General features: G+C 42.7%; 15 protein-coding genes. 6 read left to right on the forward strand and 9 right to left on the reverse strand.

Annotation, left to right across the window (positions count from 1 at the left end; translation table 11 throughout):
• Window positions 1-15 precede the first annotated feature (15 nt).
• Both B3143_RS06240 and B3143_RS06245 read right to left on the reverse strand, forming a co-directional pair.
• Window positions 16-543, reverse strand: a complete 528-nt coding sequence (locus B3143_RS06240; RefSeq protein WP_286739865.1) for a hypothetical protein — start codon at window positions 541-543, stop codon at window positions 16-18.
• Window positions 544-607: 64 nt separating this feature from the next.
• The gene (locus B3143_RS06245) at window positions 608-3,502 is read right to left on the reverse strand and encodes a valine--tRNA ligase (RefSeq protein WP_286739867.1); all 2,895 of its coding nucleotides are present in this window, start codon (window positions 3,500-3,502) and stop codon (window positions 608-610) included.
• A 173-nt stretch (window positions 3,503-3,675) separates the two neighbouring features.
• Here B3143_RS06245 and B3143_RS06250 point away from each other — a divergent pair, with 173 nt between their 5' ends.
• The 3 genes from B3143_RS06250 (at window position 3,676) to B3143_RS06260 (ending at window position 6,718) form a co-directional block, all read left to right on the forward strand.
• Window positions 3,676-4,371 (forward strand): hypothetical protein, encoded by a 696-nt coding sequence (locus B3143_RS06250; RefSeq protein ID WP_262735896.1) that lies wholly within the window; start codon window positions 3,676-3,678, stop codon window positions 4,369-4,371.
• Window positions 4,371-5,177 carry an SDR family oxidoreductase gene (locus B3143_RS06255; RefSeq protein ID WP_262735897.1) on the forward strand — a complete coding sequence of 269 codons (807 nt, stop codon included), beginning with the start codon at window positions 4,371-4,373 and terminating at the stop codon, window positions 5,175-5,177. The genes B3143_RS06250 and B3143_RS06255 overlap by 1 nt, the downstream gene beginning before the upstream one ends.
• A gap of 266 nt (window positions 5,178-5,443) precedes the next feature.
• Complete coding sequence (locus B3143_RS06260; RefSeq protein WP_262735898.1) at window positions 5,444-6,718, forward strand: glutaminase; 1,275 nt, start codon at window positions 5,444-5,446, stop codon at window positions 6,716-6,718.
• A 119-nt stretch (window positions 6,719-6,837) separates the two neighbouring features.
• Here the strand turns inward: B3143_RS06260 and dhaK are convergent, their stop codons facing one another.
• Window positions 6,838-8,568, reverse strand: coding sequence for a dihydroxyacetone kinase subunit DhaK (dhaK, locus tag B3143_RS06265; RefSeq protein ID WP_262735899.1), 1,731 nt, complete (start codon window positions 8,566-8,568; stop codon window positions 6,838-6,840).
• Window positions 8,569-8,831: 263 nt separating this feature from the next.
• Between dhaK and B3143_RS06270 the strand changes: the two genes are divergently transcribed.
• Complete coding sequence (locus B3143_RS06270) at window positions 8,832-9,206, forward strand: endonuclease domain-containing protein (RefSeq protein WP_262735900.1); 375 nt, start codon at window positions 8,832-8,834, stop codon at window positions 9,204-9,206.
• 93 nt (window positions 9,207-9,299) lie between these two features.
• Here the strand turns inward: B3143_RS06270 and B3143_RS06275 are convergent, their stop codons facing one another.
• The 3 genes from B3143_RS06275 to metH all read right to left on the reverse strand — a co-directional run bounded on the left by B3143_RS06275 (window position 9,300) and on the right by metH (window position 14,036).
• Entirely contained in the window at window positions 9,300-9,830 is a 531-nt protein-coding gene (locus B3143_RS06275) for a TIGR02391 family protein (protein ID WP_262735901.1), read from the reverse strand.
• 8 nt (window positions 9,831-9,838) lie between these two features.
• A complete protein-coding gene (locus B3143_RS06280; protein ID WP_262735902.1) occupies window positions 9,839-10,129 on the reverse strand; it encodes a hypothetical protein in 291 nt (96 codons plus the stop codon).
• Between the two features lie 220 nt (window positions 10,130-10,349).
• Window positions 10,350-14,036: a methionine synthase gene (gene metH / locus B3143_RS06285; protein ID WP_286739874.1), complete on the reverse strand. Its 3,687-nt coding sequence runs from the start codon at window positions 14,034-14,036 to the stop codon at window positions 10,350-10,352.
• Between the two features lie 516 nt (window positions 14,037-14,552).
• Between metH and B3143_RS06290 the strand changes: the two genes are divergently transcribed.
• A complete protein-coding gene (locus B3143_RS06290; RefSeq protein ID WP_286739876.1) occupies window positions 14,553-16,172 on the forward strand; it encodes an inorganic phosphate transporter in 1,620 nt (539 codons plus the stop codon).
• A gap of 451 nt (window positions 16,173-16,623) precedes the next feature.
• On the opposite strand, the gene B3143_RS06295 is transcribed toward B3143_RS06290, so the two are convergent.
• The 3 genes from B3143_RS06295 to B3143_RS06305 form a co-directional block, all read right to left on the reverse strand.
• The gene (locus B3143_RS06295; protein WP_262477613.1) at window positions 16,624-18,165 is read right to left on the reverse strand and encodes a hypothetical protein; all 1,542 of its coding nucleotides are present in this window, start codon (window positions 18,163-18,165) and stop codon (window positions 16,624-16,626) included.
• A gap of 167 nt (window positions 18,166-18,332) precedes the next feature.
• Window positions 18,333-19,277 (reverse strand): ABC transporter substrate-binding protein, encoded by a 945-nt coding sequence (locus tag B3143_RS06300; protein WP_262477614.1) that lies wholly within the window; start codon window positions 19,275-19,277, stop codon window positions 18,333-18,335.
• A gap of 113 nt (window positions 19,278-19,390) precedes the next feature.
• On the reverse strand, window positions 19,391-20,008 hold the full coding sequence (locus tag B3143_RS06305) for a rhomboid family intramembrane serine protease (protein WP_262477615.1): 618 nt from the start codon (window positions 20,006-20,008) through the stop codon (window positions 19,391-19,393).
• Between the two features lie 158 nt (window positions 20,009-20,166).
• On the opposite strand from B3143_RS06305, the gene nfuA reads away from it, so the two are divergent.
• Window positions 20,167-20,805: a Fe-S biogenesis protein NfuA gene (gene nfuA, locus B3143_RS06310; protein ID WP_004783039.1), complete on the forward strand. Its 639-nt coding sequence runs from the start codon at window positions 20,167-20,169 to the stop codon at window positions 20,803-20,805.
• Window positions 20,806-20,892: the final 87 nt, after the last annotated feature.

Genomic DNA, 20,892 nt, shown 5'->3' on the forward strand with positions numbered 1-20,892 from the left:
ACTTTCGCAAGAGATCTAATGAGTGGACTTTGTTATTTTGAATTCAATAGAGTTTGGTAGGTTTAGGAATTTAGAAATAATTTTCCAATCTTGTGATTTATGTAATTGATTCTTATTGGAAGATATGAAAATTTCAAATAACTGGAATAAATGTAAAGAGCTAATGTTATTTTTTATTAAGAAATCTACCTCATTATATTTAATATAATTTTCTATTATATTTTTGTATCTAGCTAAATCTTTATGATGTTTATCTTGTCCAAAAACAAAATCTGCTGGATTTGTAGAAAATTTAATATAATTTTTATTAATTTTCCAAGGTGTTGGGAGCTTATTGAAGTGTGCGGAAGAAAATCCAATTATTCTAGAAAAGTTATAATCTTCTTTACTAGCTAGCATAATTATTTTATTTAAAAGTCTACTTTTACCAGAATTATTAGATCCAATTATAATTGTAAAGGAATTTTTGTTGGAAGTTAAATCATCTTTGGGAAAAAGTGAAATTTTCTGATTATCTAGTTCAGTTTCTGTAATTTTTTTCATATTTAAAAATAAAGGGCTGAATAATCAGCCCTTTATACACAAATTAGATCAAACTAACAACACATTAAAGCGCTGCAATCTGCTCCATATTCGCTTTAATCTTCGCTAACTGGTCAGCAAATTCAGCCAGTTTCGCACGTTCACCTTCAACTACAGCAGCAGGTGCTTTTGCTACGAAACCTTCATTAGAAAGTTTATTAGCAATCTGGTCATGCTGTTTTTGAACCTTATCTAGGTCTTTTTGCAGACGGCCCAATTCTGCTTTAGGATCAATCAAGCCCTTCATTGGAACATATACAGATACGTGACCAACAACTGAAGATGAAGACAACGGTGGTTGTTCGCCATCAGCTAGGAAAGTGATGCTTTCAACTTTCGCCAATGCCTTGAACAAGGCTTCGATACGAGTAATCTGTGCTTTTTCAGCTTCAGTGGTGTTCTGGAGAAGAACTGGTAACAGACGCGCATTACCTAAGCCCATCTCACCACGGATGTTACGTACAGCACCGATCAAACCTTGTAGCCATTGCATGTCTGCTTCAGCCTGTTCGTTGATCTTCGCTTCATCTGCAACAGGGTATTGAGCCAGCATGATAGTCTCGCCAGAGATCCCCAGTTTAGGAGCAAGCGTTTGCCAGATTTCTTCAGTCAGATACGGCATGATTGGGTGAGCAAGACGTAAAGACGCTTCCATCACAGCTAATAATACGCGACGAACTTCAGCTTTACGCTCTTCAGATACGTTTTCATCATTCAGAACCGGTTTGGTCAGCTCGACATACCAGTCACAGTATTCATTCCAGATAAATTCGTAGATCGCTTGAGCAGCAAGATCAAGACGGTAAGTCGCGAATGCTTGCTGAACCGCTTGTTCTGCTTTTTGCAGACGGCTTACGATCCATTGTTCAGGCAATTCCCACAGATCAGGACGTGCAGTTTGACCAACAGTTTGACCTTCGACGTTCATCATCACGAAACGGGTACCGTTCCAGATTTTGTTGGCGAAGTTACGGTAACCTTCCACACGTTTCATGTCGAATTTGATATCACGGCCAGTGTTGGCAAGGGCACAGAAAGTGAAACGAACCGCATCCGTACCGTAAGCCTGAATACCTTCTGGGAATTCTTTACGAGTTAATTTCTCAATCTTCGCAGCTTGTTTAGGATTCATCAAACCATAAGTACGTTTTTGTACCAGAGTCTCAAGATCGACACCGTCAATCAGGTCTAATGGGTCAAGTACGTTACCCTTAGACTTAGACATCTTCTGACCTTCGCCATCACGTACCAGACCGTGTACATACACAGTTTTAAATGGTACTTGTGGTGTGCCATCTTCATTCTTCATGAAGTGCATGGTCATCATGATCATCCGGGCAACCCAGAAGAAGATGATGTCAAAACCAGTGACCAATACATCAGTCGGGTGGAAAGTATTCAAGAAATAGTTGTCTTTGTCTTTCGCTTCGTCGCCAGTCCAACCTAAAGTTGAGAATGTCCACAAACCAGAAGAGAACCAGGTATCCAGTACATCTTCGTCCTGTTTCAATTCAACTTCAGGTGCAATACCGTGTTTCGCACGAACTTCTTCTTCGTTACGACCGACAAATACATTGCCTTCAGCATCGTACCAGGCCGGAATACGGTGACCCCACCACAATTGACGCGAGATACACCAGTCCTGAATGTTGTTCATCCACGCCATGTACATATTGCTGTACTGCTCAGGAACGAACTTGATACGGCCATCTTTAACCGCTTCAATCGCAGGTTCAGCCAGTGGAGCAATTTTTACATACCATTGGTCTGTCAATAATGGCTCAACGATCACGCCTGAACGGTCACCGCGAGGTGGTTTCAGCGTATATGGTTGAATTTGGTCTAACCAGCCTTCAGCTTCCGCTTGCTCAACCAGTTTTTTACGTGCTTCAAAACGTTCTAAACCGATATAGTCTGCAGGCGCAGGGATAGTTTTAGAAATCTGCTCACCGGCTTTTTCGATATATTCAAACTCAGCCAGAACTTCGGCATTTTTGTTGAAGATGTTGATCAGTGCCAGACCACAGCGTTTACCCACTTCATAGTCATTGAAGTCGTGCGCAGGCGTAATTTTCACACAGCCTGTACCGAATTCTTTTTCTACATATTCGTCAGCAACGATGGCAACTGTACGGCCAGTAATTGGCAATACAATATTTTTGCCGACAAGATGTGCATAACGCTCATCTTCAGGGTTGACCGCAACCGCAGTATCACCGAGTAATGTTTCTGGACGAGTGGTGGCAACGACAATATGGTCTTTGCCATCTTGAGTGCGAAGCGATTTATCTTCAAAGAAATATTTGAAGTGCCACAATGAGCTTTGTTCTTCTTTATCAGATTCTACCTCAAGGTCGGACAGGGCAGTTTGCAATTTAGGATCCCAGTTCACCAGACGTTTACCGCGGTAAATCAGGCCTTCTTCATGCAGTTTCACAAACACTTCTTTAACGGCGTTAGATAAACCTTCATCCATGGTGAAGCGTTCACGTGACCAGTCGACGGAAGAACCTAAACGACGGATTTGACGGGTGATATTACCGCCAGACTGTTCTTTCCATTCCCAAACTTTTTCGATGAACTTTTCACGGCCCAGATCATGACGGCTTACGCCTTGAGCACCTAACTGACGCTCAACAACCATCTGGGTTGCAATACCCGCATGGTCAGTACCTGGCTGCCATAAGGTATTTTTGCCTGACATACGATTATAACGAGTCAAGGCATCCATGATGGCATTGTTAAAACCATGACCCATGTGCAAGCTACCAGTGACGTTTGGCGGCGGAATCATGATACAGAATGATTCACCTTTTTGAGACGGCTTGAAGTAACCGCGCTCTTCCCAGGTTTGGTACCATTTTTTCTCGATCTCGGTCGGATCGTAGGTCGTAGCAATATTTTGCGCTGAATCAGTCATAGTCTAAACAGATCAAAAGTGGATAAAAAATTGCATCTATTGTAGCAAAAAATCAAGGCATGCGGCAGCTTAACCAAAAGCAAACTTTTGCCAATTGGCAGCTGCCTGAACTCAACGTATGATAGATTGATAAAACGCGACTCATCGCAGACGATTAAAAAAAGGATAACAAGATGAGCTATAGCATTTCTCTCAAGATTCACCCCGATACCCATCAACGCTTTAAAGACCTGCATTCCCGATTTAATGCTGGCGAACAGGAAAGTCTGGCCAAATTGCTCGGTGAAAATCTGGCCGATATTGCCTGTGAAATTATTGACCAGATTTTTGGTCGTGTGGTGCAGCTCTCCAGTTCCCCAGATCAGGAATCTGAAAAAGTCATTCAACAGATTTTAGAAACGACTCGCAAATATATGCCGTGGTCGGTTTCTTTTTTTGGTAATGACCGGTTGATTCCCATGGTGAACTATCTGTACAAGATGACCCATGAAAATGAGGATGGATATTTTGTTCGTTATCCGGTAGAACGCATGCTGATCACGGAACTGTTAGGCTGTGTAGAGCAAATAAAAGGTGGCAATAATCAGTATGTCTCACCGGCATTGAAAGCTTTTATTCAGGTGGTGGATCAGGGCGTGACGCATCTGGTGCGTGAACCGAAAAAGATGCTCAAATTTAATGTGGTGGTGGATAAAACATTGAATGGTGTGATTCACCTGACCACACAACTGGGTTATAAACGTTTTGATAAACTAGGTAGCTTCTATGATGCGGATACCATGAGTTATTATTTTGAGCAGTTGCTGGCATTTCTGGAAGATGAAATGCCGCCAGGCACATATTCATATAAAGAGGCTAACAGGATTTAATGGCAAAACTAGAAAATTTACAGGGAAAAGTCGTCTGGATTACCGGAGCATCTTCAGGAATTGGTAAGGCACTGGCCGAAGAATGTGCTGCACAAGGTGCACAGATAATATTGACTGCACGACGTTTGGAAGAACTGGAAAAAGTCCGTGCAGGACTGGTGAAACCTGATCAACACATCTCAGTCGTAGCTGATATTACTGATGAAAGTCAGGTACGTACGGCTTATGAACAGGTGCTGAGTGAAAAGGGACGTATCGACTGGCTGATCAATAATGCCGGACTCAGTCAGCGTGCCCTGATTCAGGAAACCACTATGCAGACTGAACGCGCCATTATGGAAGTCGATTATTTCTCTCAGGTGTTTTTGACCAAAACGGTTTTACCGACGTTTTTAAAACAGAAATCTGGCCGGATTGCCTTTATTTCTAGTGTAGCCGGTCTACTTGGAACTCAATATCGGGCGTCTTATTCAGCAGCCAAAGGTGCAATTCATATGTGGGCGAACAGCCTGCGCGCTGAAATGGCAGATCAGGGTATTCAGGTATCCGTGATTTTCCCGGGCTTTATTAAAACCAATGTGTCTTTTAACGCCTTAAATGGGGAAGGTAAACCTCAGGCCAAGCAGGATGAAGCGATTGAAAATGGACTGGAACCAGCTGATTTTGCCCGTCAGACTGTAGAAGCGTTGAAACGTGGCGAAGAATATATCGTGGTGGGTGGCTCTAAAGAAAAACTAGGTGTTTTAGTTTCACGTCTATCGCCAAAAGTGTTGTATAAGATGATTCGCAAAACTAAGGTGAAATAATCTGCTTGAAAGATCAAGCTGGTTGTCATCGGTTACAGGTTTATTGCTTGATAGAAATAGACCTGTAATCTGAAAATAATGTGCTCATCTTTATGATTTATCTATTTTAAGATTCCTTATTTAGTCTAGTTAAGTCTTCTATTTTTTCTATCTCTTTTGCCCATCTCCCATTTTCACAACATAAAACTGCATAAAAGTAGCAAAACCGCCTTCAGTATTCAGTTTTAATAAAAATGATATAAAAGATTGAGATGGGAGCATTTGCCATGAAAACGCCGGTACCGGATTATTTGAATCATGTGCTTTCTGCTTGCCATGACAATAAAAAAGGCGCACTGGCAGATTACATTCCTGAACTCGCGTCGGTTAATCCTGACAAGCTCGGACTTGCGCTATCGACCGTAGATGGAACCATCTATTCTGCTGGAGATGATGATGTTGAATTTACCATGCAGTCGCTTTCCAAGCCTTTTGCTTATGCGCTAGCCATTAAAGAAATTGGACTGGCAAAGGTGCTTGAAAAAGTCGGCGTAGAACCGTCAGGTGAGGCTTTCAATCAGATTTCGTTGGAAAAAGAACGCAATATTCCCAAAAATCCGATGATTAATTCTGGCGCGATTACCACACATTCTCTGATTCCTGCCAAGAAAACGGTATCACGTGCTGAACAGTTACGCCGTTTTCTCAGTGGACTGGCTGGACGTGAATTGTCCTTTGATGAGCAGGTGTATAACTCCGAGATTAAAACGGCTTTTCGGAATATGTCGATTGGCTATATGCTACGTACGGTTGGTGTGCTGGATGAAGATCCTAAAGAAATCGTGCATGGCTATATCAAGCAATGCGCCATTAAAGTCACCGTCAAAGATCTGGCGGTGATTACCAGTATATTGGCCAATGGTGGTGTGCATCCCAAGACAGGGAAGCGCATGCTGGATCGGGCTTTAGTCCGGCAATTACTCAGTGTCATGCTGACCTGCGGTATGTACGATGCTGCCGGTGACTGGTTGACTACAGTTGGTATTCCAGCCAAGAGTGGCGTGGCAGGTGGCATTATTGGAGTGCTGCCAGGGCAAGTGGGAATTGCGGTATTTTCTCCGAAAATTGATGAGCATGGTAATAGTGTGCGTGGGGTCAGAATCTTTGAAAATCTCTCTCACGATATGGGACTGCATCTCATGGAAGGTACGCCGTCAGCACAGACCATTTTGCAAAGTCGTTACACAGTGGGGAAAAAGAATAACGTCGTAGTTTATGAACTGCGTGGCGTATTGCAGTTTACCGAGTCTGAAATGCTGCTACGGATCTTGCAGGATGAACCAGAAGGTAAAAGCACCATTATTCTCGATTTAACTAATCTTACGCTAATGCATGATGTCGGTGCCCGAATGCTGTTTGAAGGCGTAGATCGTTTAAAACAGGATGGACACAAAGTACTAGTTGTAGACTCAGAAGGTTTGCTGGATAAAGATCAATTAAAGGGTAGAAAAAGAGTCGTGGTGACGGAGGAGTTGGAGAAGTTTTTGGAGAGATTTAAATAAAGGAATGGAATCCCCCCAAATCCCCCTTTTACAAAGGGGGACTCCATATGGATCAAATAACAATATTAAATTCGCGTGGTTCCTCTCTTTTCTAAAGGGAGGTTAGGAGGGATTTTTAATTATTTAATATGCTCAGCAATATCAGTAAAGATCACACCTAAACCATGCGCACCAGCATCCGGATAACCCAGACTTCGATCACCGACCGTACCTGCACGACCCATACGTGCGACGATATCTTTGGTGGATTCCGCACCTTGAACTGCTGCTTGAGCGCCTAGAACAAAGTTCTCTTTGAAGGTCTTGTCGGTATTAGTAGACCATGAATCTGCACATGGAACCAGAGCATCAATCAGGGTTTTGTCACCGACCACAGCTCCACGACCAAATGAACGTTCGCCTGTAATCTGAATGCCTTTGACTGCTGCTTGCAGCATGTCAGCAAAATCTGCCACAGTCAATGTGGTTTTGCCTTTAATGGATTTACTGGCTGAACGGAAGGCAGAACCCCAGATTGGACCTGAAGCACCGCCACAATGTTCCATAATGATCATGGAACAGTTCAGCAGGAAATCATCCATCTGTTTAGCCTGAACCAGTTCATGCCACTGGCGTTTGAGTTGTTTAAAGCCTTTGGCAACACTCATACCGAAGTCGCCATCGCCGGCATGGGTATCCAGTTCACAGAAAGGCACTTCATTTTTAATGATGCAGGCACTCATCACATCCACAACATAGCGCATGTTCTCGATAGTGAACTGTTCATTGGCAATCACAGCATGTTCAGGATGTGTTTCAACATCTGTATTCACTGTACGGGTAGCCGTTTGACCTTTGGCTGCAAACTCAAATGGCAGTACAGGTGAACCATCCATTTTAAAAGCAGGCGTATTGGCTTCTGCATCCAGATAAGTTTTTAGTTCATCATCCACAGCTAGTAGGGAAACTGATGCACCGGCCATGTCGATACTGGTCATGTAGTTGCCGACAAAGGTACGGTAAATTTTGATGCCTTTACTTGCCAGATGTTCACATACATCATTATTGAACACATACAATTCTTGCAGTGGTGTTGTACCAAAGCCATTTACTAGAACTGCAACTTCAGTCAAATCAGGACGGTCCAGAAACAGGTCATCGATAATACGTTGCGCCAGTTCTTTAGAAGGCAGAATCTTTTCACGACGGATCCCCGGTTCACCGTGGATACCGACGCCATATTCCATTTCATCTTCAGCTAAAATGAAAGTTGGTGTGCCTTTGGCTGGAACGGTACAAGAGGTAAAGGCAAAACCAAGGCTCATTACATTGTCTGCCGCTTTTTGTGCCAGTTCTTTAACACGTGCCAGCTCATAACCTTTAGAGGCAGCAGCACCGGCAATCTTATGCACGAAGATTGTACCAGCAACACCGCGACGACCAACTGTATATAGGCTGTCTTTTACTGCGATGTCATCTGCGACTTTTACGTAATCAACCTTGATGCCGTCTTCAGTTGCTAAGGCTGCGCCATTCTGGAAATTCATCATATCGCCAGAATAGTTTTTGATAATCATCAGGACGCCTTTGTCAGTAGCGACTTGCTGCAAGGCTTTATAAACCTGAATTTGTGAAGGTGAGGCGAACACGTCACCACATACGGCAGCGTCCAGCATGCCTTGACCGACAAAACCGGCATGAGCAGGTTCATGACCGCTACCCCCACCACTGATCAGCGCGACATTTTGGTGTTTTTCTTTTCGAGAAATGATTTTATAAGATTCATTAAATGCCAGTTCTGGATGTGCCAGGACAAAGCCTTTGCACATTTCGACAACGATGTTTTCAGCACCGTTCATGAGTTTCTTCATTGGAACACCAAGAGTCATTGATTTGGGAGATAAATTTATTGGTCTATTATTCATGAAAGTGATGAATTTTGCAGACTTAAAAGTGTAAAAATGAATAGTTTGGGATTGATGGGTTAGAAAAGGGGCGCATATTTGATAAATTAAATCCCTCCCAACCTCCCTTTTTCAAAGGGAGGGGCTGTCACGTAATTTATTTGTTTCTGTGGAGTCCCCCTCTTTGAAAAAGAGGGGCGAGGGGAGATTAAAAATAAAAGAGAATAAAAATGAAACCCTACAATAAAAACTTAAAGCAAGCCTCGCGTGATTTACGCAACAACCTGACCGATGCTGAAAAATTATTATGGTCACGACTTCGGAATAAGCAAATTTTAGGTTTGCAGTTTTATAGGCAGAAGCCAATTTTAAATTACATTGTGGATTTTTACTGTCCCGCTGCCAACCTGGTCATTGAATGTGATGGTAGTCAGCACTTTACGGATGAGGGTTTAGAAGCCGATCAAATTCGTGATGAAGCTTTGGCTCAGCTTGAGTTAAAGGTTTTGAAGTTTGATAATGGGCAGGTGATAGGGCTGATTGATGATGTAGCAAATGTAATTTATAAATATTGTTTGAATGAGCTTCCTAAAGAATCCCCCTAAATCCCCCTTTTATAAAGGGGGGCTTCAAACGAATTTGATAGCGGTTATGGAATCACGTAGTTCCTCCCTTTTTCAAAGGGAGGTTAGGAAGGATTACATTTGACCTTCATACATTTTTTTAGCTTCAACTACTTTGTCTAATTTTCTATGAATTAAGGACACAGTTGATAAAATATCTAAAGCATCTTGTTCATCTATATTCCATGTGATTTTAGGGGCATGAGCTGTAGTATTTCTAAATGTTCCAAATATCCCTTTAAGTAAATGCATAAAACCGTTTTGTTCACTCTGATGACTTGGTGTAGTTAAACTATTTAAGGCTAAATAAGGAACTTTATTTTTATATGCAAAAGCTTGATCTACTAATTCAGAACCATCACTTGTTAGTTTTGTTTTGATTCTAATTTTCTCAGCAATACTTTTAGTGGCTTCAAAAACCGCATGAAAATAATTATCTACAAGTAGTTCTGCTCTACAGAAGGCTAAGACATCAGGATGTATTTTTCTATCTAATAAAGTTTTTCTTAAATTTTGTGCTCGTGCTTCAGCTTCATCAAAAGTTTGAACTTTGTCTGCTTGCTTGAGTTCGCCACTTTCAGTGAGTTCAAAACCTTCAAATGACAATACATAATTCAATTCAGTTCGTATATTTTCAAACCATTCTTTTTATGGATATGTCGTGAAGGACGCATAACATACTTAATAAAAGCTAAGACATTATTGGAACAGCGATCTTCAGTTTGTTTTGAGTATAGAGCATCATATAAGCGTTTCCATTTTGTTGAATTTAATTGAAGATCTTTGATATTACATTCAGCCAGATACTTGGTAATTTCTGTTCCTGAAAGCCCGTTATTAGTTTCACCTAAAGTTTTACAGATGCTCTCTAAGCTTCCAAGATCTAAACTTTTTATTATTGCCATTTGTCAATCTTAAATTTTTCATGGATTTAAGCATTTTAAATATTAGTTCTATTTATAGCAATTTAATCCCTCCCAACCTCCCTTTAAAAAAGGGATGAGCTGTCACGTAACCAATTCGATCCGTGAAATCCCCCTCTTTGAAAAAGAGGGGTTAGGGGAGATTTAAAACAAAAAATCCCCTCACTTGAGGGGATTTTTTCTTCTCTAAATCAGAGAATTCTTAAACCACTGAATCATCCAGATTCGGCGCTAACCAGCGTTTTGCTTCATCTAACGTCCAACCTTTACGCTTCGCATAATCTTCTAACTGATCGCCAGAAATTTTGCCCACGTTAAAGTATTCCGTTTCAGGGTTTGCATAATAGAAACCGCTCACTGATGAAGGTGGCCACATTGCAAAGCTAGAAGTCAGGTAAGTCCCCATCTTCTCAGTCGTACCTAACCAGTCGAACAATGGTGCTTTTTCAGAATGTTCAGGACAAGCAGGATAGCCCGGTGCAGGACGGATGCCGACATACTTCTCTTTGATCAATTCATCATTGTCCAGAGTTTCGTCAGCCTGATAGCCCCAGAACTCTTTACGGATCCGCTGGTGCAGATGCTCAGCAAAAGCTTCGGCAAAACGGTCACCTAAGGCTTGAACCATAATCGCATTATAGTCATCACCTTTGGCTTTATATTCCTGAGACAGCTCTTCCGCACCGAAGATCGAAACGGTAAAGCCGCCAAGGTAATCCTGAGCTACATCTTTCGGTGCAATAAAGTCAGCCAAAGAGTAATTCGCTTTACCAGTGACTTTGTCAGACTGCTGACGTAAGTGCTCGAAGGTATGCGTTACATTGCCAGCTTCATCAGTCACAGCAACCGTATCTGAACCGGTACGATTTGCAGGGTAGATGCTGAACGTTGCACGCGCATCGAAACGTTTATTGTCGATAATGTCTTTCAACATCGCTTGCGCTTGTGCATACAGGTCACGTGCTGCTTCACCAACGACTTCATCTTCAAGGATTTTCGGGAATTTGCCCGCAAGACTCCAAGAAATGAAGAACGGTGTCCAGTCAAAGTATTCCACCAAAGTTTCTAAAGGATAATTGATGAACGTCTGTGAACCAATGAAGTTTGGTTTAAATGGTGCATTCTTGTCGAAGTCAATTTTAAAACCATTTTCAACCGATTCAGCATAAGACAGCTTCGCAGCTTTTGGCTGTTTGTTGGCAAGACGGGTACGGATTTTTTCATAATCCGCTGCATAGTCTGCTGCCAGTTTTGGCTTCATTTCCGCAGATAGCAGTTGAGTTGCCACACCTACAGCACGAGATGCATCAGCTGTGTAGTACACGCCATCATTCTGGTATTGAGGGGCAATTTTCACAGCAGTATGTGCTTTAGAAGTCGTCGCGCCACCAATCATCAATGGAATGTTAAAGCCTTTACGCTGCATTTCTTTGGCAACAAACACCATCTCGTCTAGTGAAGGGGTGATCAGGCCAGACAAACCAATGATGTCAACTTTTTCATCAATCGCAGTTTGTAGAATTTTTTCACATGGCACCATGACACCAAGATCGACCACGTCATAACCGTTACAGCCCAGTACCACGCCAACGATATTCTTACCGATGTCATGTACGTCGCCTTTTACGGTCGCCATCAGGATTTTACCTTTGGCTTCGCCTTGGGTTTTTTCCGCTTCGATGTACGGGTTCAACCAAGCTACGGCTTGTTTCATCACACGTGCAGATTTCACCACCTGTGGCAGGAACATTTTACCGGCACCGAACAGGTCGCCGACCACGTTCATACCGGCCATCAATGGACCTTCGATCACATCGAGGGGACGAACGGCTTTCAGACGAGCTTCTTCAGTATCTTGGTCGATATAAGTGGTGATGCCTTTGACTAGCGCATATTCAAGACGCTTTTCAACCGGTTCATTACGCCATTCAAGGTTTTCTTCAGACTTTTGCGCGCCACCTTGACCACGGTATTTCTCGGCAATTTCAAGTAATTTTTCAGTTGCTTCATTTCCGCTTTCACCCTGGTTACGGTTCAGGATCACATCTTCAACCGCATCTTTCAGATCTTTGTCGATGTCATCATAAATCGCCAGCTGACCAGCATTCACGATACCCATGGTTAAGCCTTGCTGGATACCGTAGTACAGGAATACCGCATGGATCGCTTCACGTACCGGCTCATTCCCACGGAAGGAGAAGGATACGTTTGAGATACCACCAGAGATCATCGCATTTGGCAGGTTCTGTTTGATCCAGCCAGTCGCTTCGATGAAATCAACTGCATAGTTGTTATGTTCTTCGATACCGGTTGCTACCGCAAACACGTTCGGGTCAAAGATGATATCTTCAGACGGGAAGCCAACCTCATTCACCAGCACGTCATAAGAACGCTTACAGATTTCTTTTTTGCGTTCCGCAGTATCAGCCTGACCACTTTCATCAAATGCCATCACGATCACCGCAGCACCGTACTGACGGCAGAGGCGGGCACGTTCTACAAACTCGTCATAACCTTCTTTCAGGGAAATCGAGTTAACAACCGCTTTACCTTGGACGCATTTCAGACCAGCTTCAATGATTTCCCATTTAGATGAGTCAATCATGATTGGCACACGAGAGATATCAGGTTCAGATGCGACCAGATTCAGGAAGTGCACCATCGCACCTTCTGAATCGAGCATGCCTTCATCCATGTTGATGTCGATGATCTGTGCACCGGCTTCAACCTGTTGACGCGCAACATCTAAAGCTTCGGCAAAGTTCTCTTCTTTGATCAGACGCAGGAATTTTTTCGAACCAGTGACGTTGGTACGTTCACCGACGTTAACGAACAATGAATCTTTAGTGATGTTAAATGGTTCCAAACCACTTAAACGGCATGCAGGCTCAATTTCTGGCACTTTACGCGGCGCAATACCTTCAACGGCTTGAGCAATCGCACGGATGTGATCTGGTGTCGTACCACAACAACCACCAGTGATGTTGATCAGACCACTTTCCGCAAATTCTTTAATGAAAGCTGCAGTTTCTTCTGGAGTTTCATCATAACCACCGAACGCATTTGGCAAGCCGGCATTTGGATGCGCAGAAACAAAGGTATCAGCAACGTCAGATACAGTTTTTACGTGTGGACGCATGGCATCTGCACCTAGAGCACAGTTAAAACCAATCGAAATTGGTTCTGCATGACGCATCGAGTTCCAGAACGCTTCTGCAGTTTGACCAGTCAGGGTACGACCAGACGCATCGGTAATCGTACCGGAAATCATGATTGGCAATTCAGTGCCAAGTTCTTTAAACACTTCCTGCACTGCAAAGATCGCAGCTTTGGCATTTAAAGTATCGAACACAGTTTCGATCAGGATGATATCGACACCACCCTCAATCAAGGCCTTGGTTGATTCGATGTAATTCACTTTCAATTCGTCAAAAGTGATATTACGGAAGGCAGGGTCATTTACATTTGGAGAAATAGAAGTGGTTCGTGATGTCGGCCCAATCACACCTGCCACAAAACGTGGTTTTTCCGGGGTTGAGTATTTTGCACAAGCTTCTTTAGCCAGACGCGCCGCTTCACGGTTGATTTCAGGAACCAGATCTTCCATGTGATAGTCAGACATTGAAACACGGGTACCATTAAAAGTATTGGTTTCAATAATATCGGCACCAGCTTCAAGATAAGCTTCATGAATGCCTTGAATAATCTGTGGCTGAGTCAGCACAAGTAAGTCGTTATTGCCTTTAAGGTCGTATGCCCAATCAGCAAAACGCTCACCACGATAATCGGCTTCTTCCAATTTATGGCGTTGGATCATGGTACCCATCGCACCATCGATAATTAAAATTCTCTTGGCAAGAAGTTCTTTTAGGGTGGCAAGTGTGGACATTCAAACTTTCTCAGTAAGCATCAAAAACGGCAATAATCTTAACAGATTAGTGCGCAGTTTTCTGTAACGCTTATACAGAATGCTGGATATGCTTGATATGAAAATTTGATAAAGAAACTCAAGCCGGTATAGAAAGTTGAAAACAGATGGAAATCTGGATATTAAAGTTCTTGATAAAAGCGTGCGACTGGAAAATAAAATGTAAGCAGCTTTCATCAGAGTGTCATATAACAAAGCTAATCTTTAATCAAATATGACAGGCTCGGAAATATGACAGCCGGGTAGGAATGATCAGATATATTGCAAAACATGAATAAAGCTGGGCGATTCAAGCGTTTTATTTTTAATAAATAATTGATTATATTTGTATATTTTTAAAATTTAGAGCATGTGTTTACAGGATAAACGGCAACGAGAAAGTCTAAAAAACTGGTTTATATGACAGCACTTTGTCATATAATTGTCACAATTTAACTGAACAATATGGGGATTCTTGAATCCTCTATTCCTGCTTGCATGAATTCTAATCAAACTCCCTTAGGTTCAGCACAACAGTCGCCTTCTGATAAGCCGGCCAATGTTCATGTGCCAACACCGAAATTTTTTATGCCGGTGTTTCTGACTCTAATTATCTCCACGCTAATCTATATCGGCTTCCAATTGACTTCAGATTTAGCTCATGTCCCACCGATCGGTCTGTATTCAATGATTCTTTTAGGCACGGCGTTATTCATTGCGCTGGGCTTTGAATTCGTCAACGGTTTCCACGACACGGCCAATGCGGTTGCGACCGTGATTTATACCAATGCATTGTCAGCACCGGTTGCAGTCATGTGGGCAGGTTTCTGTAATTTCCTTGGGGTAATGGTGGCCAGTGGTGCTGTTGCATACGGAATCATTGCATTATTGCCTGTCGAACTGATCATGAATGTCGGCACAGGTGCCGGTTTTGCCATGGTCTTTGCCATGCTGATCGCTGCGATTCTTTGGAATCTGGGCACCTGGTTTCTTGGCATTCCTGCTTCCAGTTCACATACCCTGATCGGTTCGATTCTGGGTGTAGGCATCATGAACTACCTGCTAAATTCAGGTAGTGGTGCTTCTGGTGTGGATATGGAGCAGGTGCTGAAAGTTGGTAAAGCATTGCTGTTCTCACCTTTGATCGGTTTTGCTTTTGCTGGAGTGCTATTTCTGCTGGTGAAAAAGATCTTCAGAAAGCAGCTTGAACTGTTCAAGCCACCTGAAGGCAATAAGCCACCACCACCGCTGATTCGTGCGATTCTGATCTTTACCTGTACTGGTGTGAGCTTCGCGCATGGTTCAAACGATGGTCAAAAAGGTATGGGTCTGATCATGCTGATCCTGATCGGCTGTGTACCTTTGGCATATTCACTGAACAAAAATCTGGATGCAGCTCATATCCAGTCTTTTGGCCAGTTGTCTGCGCAAACGGCTGATGCGATTTATCCGCAGCATGAAGATATTCCGGATGAGAAGGCTCGTGCCATCATTACCACATACATTCAAACTAAAGAATTGAATGCTGAGGTTGTTCCTGCACTGGCAAGCCTGACGGATCACTTGGGTGATAAAGTCGGTAGTTACAGCAATATTAAAGATGTTCCAGAAGCGCAAGTTTCAGAATTCCGTAATGATATGTACCTGAGCACCACAGCATTTAAACGTTTGGACAAAGCAGAAGCTTTACCGGCAATGAGCGAGGCTAAGGAAAAAACCGTCGACGAATACCGTGACAATCTGGATTCATTCCTGCAATACATTCCGACCTGGGTAAAAGTCGCAACAGCCTTGGCACTTGGTCTGGGAACGATGGTCGGCTGGAAACGAATTGTCGTGACTGTGGGTGAACGGATCGGTAAAGAGCACATGACTTATGGTCAGGGGATGTCTGCTGAGTTGGTTGCCATGTCTACAATTGCGGCTGCTGATGGCTTTGGTATGCCGGTTTCTACCACTCACGTTCTGAACTCTGCGGTTGCAGGTACCATGGTGGCGAATAAGTCTGGCTTGAACTTCAAAATGGTGAAATCGATTCTGTCTGCTTGGGTATTCACCTTGCCAGCAACGATCTGTTTATCAGGTGGTTTGTACTGGATTCTATTGAAAGTGTTCTAAGAAATTCGATGTAAAAAACGCTGCTTAGGCAGCGTTTTTTTATGGGTGCTAGAAAAGTTTTAGCCTTAAGAAATAGCGATTTTCTTTCTGAAAATAAGAGACTTTTTATTATCTCATGGCTTTTAGAAATATAAGGGATGATGCTCCCTCTCCCTATGGGATGAGTAGCATTGCTGCGCAAGGGGGTGAGGGTAATCAGAAGGGTAAAAGTACTTTCAATAGAGAGATTAATAGCTAATTTCAACTAAATGTAAAAAATAAGTATTTCTTAGTCTTACTTTTGAAAGATGAGAAGTGCACTTCGTAAGGTAACAAAAATCTTTTGTTAGGCTGATGATATTTCCTGAGTATCTTTACAAGCACTGCTTGTGAAAGATACGCAAGACAGCCTAACGGCGACATCCATGTCGTCTGACCAATAAAAGTAATTTCATCTTTATTTCAGAAAAAATTACTTCTTCAACTTACCCAACAATCCCTTCGGCAGTTTATCCGTTGCAAAACCATAAAGCGCGGCAAATGGTAGAGCAGTACGTGCCAGATAAGCCACACGCCATAAACCGCCATGATTTGCGCCTGACATCATCAATTCAAGTGGGTGATTGAGTTGTACATCAGGATTTGCAACAGACTCAGAGTTGCGTAAGTCATGAATCCACAGGGCTGCCATAATCGCATTAGTGGTTTCAGGTGCAAACGCTTCTACATCAAACAGGCTGGCACCATTAAACGCAGCTTTCAGCAGTGGATTCTTGGTCACTGAATAAGTCGTTGTTGAAGGAGCGATATTGATGCTCACTTGCTGCCCGCTGGCACGAGCCAATGTTGCACGCCATTGCTGGATGCGTTTAGCCAGTGCATAGTTTGGACCTTGCTCAACGACCAGACAGTCGCAAACACCATAGGACTTGTCGCCAACCTTAAACAGATCCTGCTTATTTTTCTGGAAAAAATGCTTGCGTGAAATCAGTGAAATGCCTTTGGTTAAAGTACTTTCCAGTTTCGACAACTGCTGGTATTTGCTTTGTGAAGCCTGAACCACTTCTTCTGGAACTGCATATACATCCGTCGGGGTGCACATATACATCAGGCTGGTGTTGGCTTTCTGCTCACTGACATATTTCATAATGGCATCCATTGCCATAGAAACACGGACGTGCTTTTCACCGTCCAGATAAGCAATTGCCGCGAGATCCAGATCCTGTTTGAACTGAATCAGCCATTGGGCAATTTCAGGAATCTGGGTGAGCAGGTTAGCCCCTAGCTTTTCTTTTAAAACTTCCAGTGAAGTATCAGTTGGCAGCGCTTCAACTGATGGTGCATATAAAGTGGCGTTGCCTTGACTAACCGTATCTAAAATCTTGCCCCACACCCGGGTATTCGGTAGATCGATCGCGACGATATTGGCTTTCCATTTCGACAACCAGGTCAGTGGACCTGCTTCAGAAGCGGCACCAAATAGAACAGTGGTACGATCGGATAGGTCAAACCATTCCGGATGGGCAATACATTCACGTAGCGCATTGGCATGACTAGGTTCGACAATGCCACGCTCTTCCCAAGACTGGATCTGATCCAGTAATGCTTGTCCTTGCAGCTTTTTGCCATGGTAAGGCACATACCATTCTGGGGCTTTTTCAGACTGGCCTTTCAGCTGGAAAGTATTCAGGTTCTGAGCAGGCAGAGACATCACATCTTTTAGTAGATGCTTCTGGCCATCACGATAAAACTCAAAGCTAGCATGTGCGGTTTCCAGACCTTGCTTGGCAATACTCAATGCTGCACCCGCAGAGCGTAATCCACCTTCAACCAGATGTTTAAAGTGTAGTGGATATTGCTTACGCCAGTTCTTTTCCTGTTGTGCTGCAGTAGCATGTACAGGATCGACTGCGCCTAAGGCTTCAGAAATAATGTTACGGCCGATTTTCGATGTGCTTGGTTTTTGTTGTGAAGCAGAAATGGGAAATTGAAGACCGTCTAGGGAAGTGGACATGCAAAATATCTCGCGACTTACAGCAATTAATATACAGATGTATACATTATCGCTGCTAAGTTGCTTCCTGGGTTGGCATTAAATTCCAGTCTTGAGCGTTAATTTATTACGAGATGTTTCAAGGAAAAAGGAAGCTCGAAACTTCCTTTTTAGTAATGGATTAAAAATTAATTCGCTGTGCCTTTGATCAGTTCTTCCAACATGAAAGCGGTATTTTCCAAACCCGCACCAGTGATGTACCAAGCATCAGCATTCACATAGATCACTTTTTTCTCTGCCAAGGCTTTGGCATTTTTTAGGGCAGGGTGTTTCTGAATATTATCCTGAGCGGTGTATTTCTGGGTATTCACTGCACCACGATCCAGGACAATGATGTAATCCGGATTCTTCTCAACGGCTGTTGTAATACGCTGAACATTTTTCTCCGCTGCTTTCAATGCTTCCGGAGAGCCTACTTCTGGACGGGGTGCATTTGACTGTTCAGAGGAGTCCAATACCGGTTTAAAACCTGCTAATTCATAAACAAAGCCAAAACGGTCATTTTCTGCATGTGGCATAAAATTTTCACCGACTGCAAACAGCATCAGTGCAGTTTTGCCTTCAGTCTGCTTTTTCAGTTGTTGCTGCAGCGTTGCGATTTTACTAAGCTTTTCAGTAGCAATTTTCTCTTTACCAAATGCACGTGCCAAGACATGGGCACGTTCCGTCAGATCGGCAATATATTGGCTAGTATCTGGTGAAAGATCTAAAGTCGGAGCAATACCTTTAACAGCCTCTGCTTTAGAAGCCGAACGGCCACCGACAATAATCAGGTCAGGTTTAGCAGTTTTTAGTACATTGAGATCCGGTTCGAACAGTGAACCAGCTTTGGTGAATTTGCCCTGCTGGTATTTGCTTAAATTGCCTGCAAAGCTTGCTGCAGGCACCAGCTGAGCTTCAAGCCCTAGTGCATTCAAGGTATCCAGTGCAGATAGGTCATATACTGCGATCTTTTTCGGAGCTTTTTTAAGTTGAATATTTTGGTCTTTATAGTCGAAAGTGACCTGTGCAGAAACTGTAAAAGAAGTTGTCAGTCCTAATATTGTGGCAAGTGCTAAAGTCTTAAATTTCATGTTTATTCCTCTAAATTCGCGACAAGATTAGCATAATTTATAGAAATGAAAATCATTTTCATATGTGAATAATTAAAAAAGGGATAATGGCTATCCCTTAATCATTCAAAACTTTAGAAGGGGATTTGAGTCAGTTTATTCAGGAAATGCGGAATAAGTCGTGGTTCCAGAATAATCGTCATCACCACACCATAAGCCGCACCCCATAGATGGGCACTGTGATTGATATTGCTGTTGCCGCGCTTGCCCGACCAGATACTATAGGCCACATATAAAACAGCAAAAATAATCGCAGGGACTGGAATAAAGAACACGAAAATCAGCTTCCATGGTTCAAACAGAATATAAGCGAACAGAACCGCGGATACTGCACCAGAAGCACCCAAGCTGGCCCAGCGCGCATCATTTTTATGTTTCAGATAACTTGGCAAAATCGCTGCAACCAGACCACCAAGATAAAACAGAATAAAGCCCAGATCATATAAATACTGGCGATAAAAACTTTCAATAATGCTGCCGAAAAAGAACAGCGTGATCATATTGAACAGTAAATGCGTACCATCTGCATGGATAAAACCATGGGTAATGAAACGGTCATATTGACCACGTTGCATGGCAGGCGGCCAGAAAATCAGACGATTCATTACCTTTTCTTTTGAAAAAGCAATAAAAGAAACAATACAGGTGATCAGAATAATAGTGACGGTATGATTAAAAGGTAAATCAAGCATATAAGTAATTCTGGTTCTATCTATTTGACAATGATCATGCCATTAAAACAAATCTAAAGTGCGACTTTTATAATAAATCCGACAATTTTGGTTGAATTTTTATAATTACCCCGCATCTTCAGTTAAAATAGCAGCTTCAGCTTGAGGAAATTATTGTTATGTCGACTGAGAACAGCAACACTCCGGTTGCAGAAGAAATTCCAAATCTTTTGATTACACCGACAGCACAAGAGTATTTAAAGGATCTATTGGACAAACAGAATACACCAGGTATTGGCGTACGTGTGTTTGTAGAAAATCCGGGTACACCGCGCGCTGAATGTTGCATGGCTTATAGTGCACCTGATGAGGTTGTACCTACAGACTATAAGCAGGAATATCCAGATTTTCCGGCCTATATAGACTCTCCGTCAATTCCATACTTGCTAGATGCAGTTATTGACTACAATAAAGACCGTTTTGGTGGTCAGCTGACTTTCCGTGCACCAAATTCTAAAGTGCCACGTGTGGGTCCTGATGCCTCTGTAGAAGAACGTATTACTTATGTGCTTCAGTCAGAAATTAACCCAGGTCTTGCAGGTCATGGTGGTAACTGTGCACTGGTTGAAGTGGTTGAAGATCCTGAGCATGGCTTAACTGCGGTTCTTAAATTTGGTGGTGGTTGCCAAGGCTGTTCAGCAATTGATGTGACTTTAAAACAAGGCGTTGAAACAACCTTGAAACAGCACATTCCTGAGTTGGCACGTGTCGTTGACCAGACTGACCATACCCAAGCTGAAGGTGCTTATTTCAAATAAGTTTCTAATAAAATTTAGCTTGTAAGAAATACCTCGAATGATCGGGGTATTTTTTTATTTGTATTTGATAGTGATAATAATTATCAA

This window comes from Acinetobacter sp. UBA1496, from assembly GCF_002324975.1.
GTDB lineage: Bacteria > Pseudomonadota > Gammaproteobacteria > Pseudomonadales > Moraxellaceae > Acinetobacter > Acinetobacter variabilis.

Coding starts and splice junctions, on each gene's coding strand:
- B3143_RS06240 (WP_286739865.1), bottom strand. CDS start 543: ATGAAAAAAATTACAGAAACTGAACTAGATAATCAGAAAATTTCACTT.
- B3143_RS06245 (WP_286739867.1), bottom strand. CDS start 3,502: ATGACTGATTCAGCGCAAAATATTGCTACGACCTACGATCCGACCGAG.
- B3143_RS06250 (WP_262735896.1), top strand. CDS start 3,676: ATGAGCTATAGCATTTCTCTCAAGATTCACCCCGATACCCATCAACGC.
- B3143_RS06255 (WP_262735897.1), top strand. CDS start 4,371: ATGGCAAAACTAGAAAATTTACAGGGAAAAGTCGTCTGGATTACCGGA.
- B3143_RS06260 (WP_262735898.1), top strand. CDS start 5,444: ATGAAAACGCCGGTACCGGATTATTTGAATCATGTGCTTTCTGCTTGC.
- dhaK (WP_262735899.1), bottom strand. CDS start 8,568: ATGAAGAAACTCATGAACGGTGCTGAAAACATCGTTGTCGAAATGTGC.
- B3143_RS06270 (WP_262735900.1), top strand. CDS start 8,832: ATGAAACCCTACAATAAAAACTTAAAGCAAGCCTCGCGTGATTTACGC.
- B3143_RS06280 (WP_262735902.1), bottom strand. CDS start 10,129: ATGGCAATAATAAAAAGTTTAGATCTTGGAAGCTTAGAGAGCATCTGT.
- metH (WP_286739874.1), bottom strand. CDS start 14,036: ATGTCCACACTTGCCACCCTAAAAGAACTTCTTGCCAAGAGAATTTTA.
- B3143_RS06290 (WP_286739876.1), top strand. CDS start 14,553: ATGAATTCTAATCAAACTCCCTTAGGTTCAGCACAACAGTCGCCTTCT.
- B3143_RS06295 (WP_262477613.1), bottom strand. CDS start 18,165: ATGTCCACTTCCCTAGACGGTCTTCAATTTCCCATTTCTGCTTCACAA.
- B3143_RS06300 (WP_262477614.1), bottom strand. CDS start 19,277: ATGAAATTTAAGACTTTAGCACTTGCCACAATATTAGGACTGACAACT.
- B3143_RS06305 (WP_262477615.1), bottom strand. CDS start 20,008: ATGCTTGATTTACCTTTTAATCATACCGTCACTATTATTCTGATCACC.
- nfuA (WP_004783039.1), top strand. CDS start 20,167: ATGTCGACTGAGAACAGCAACACTCCGGTTGCAGAAGAAATTCCAAAT.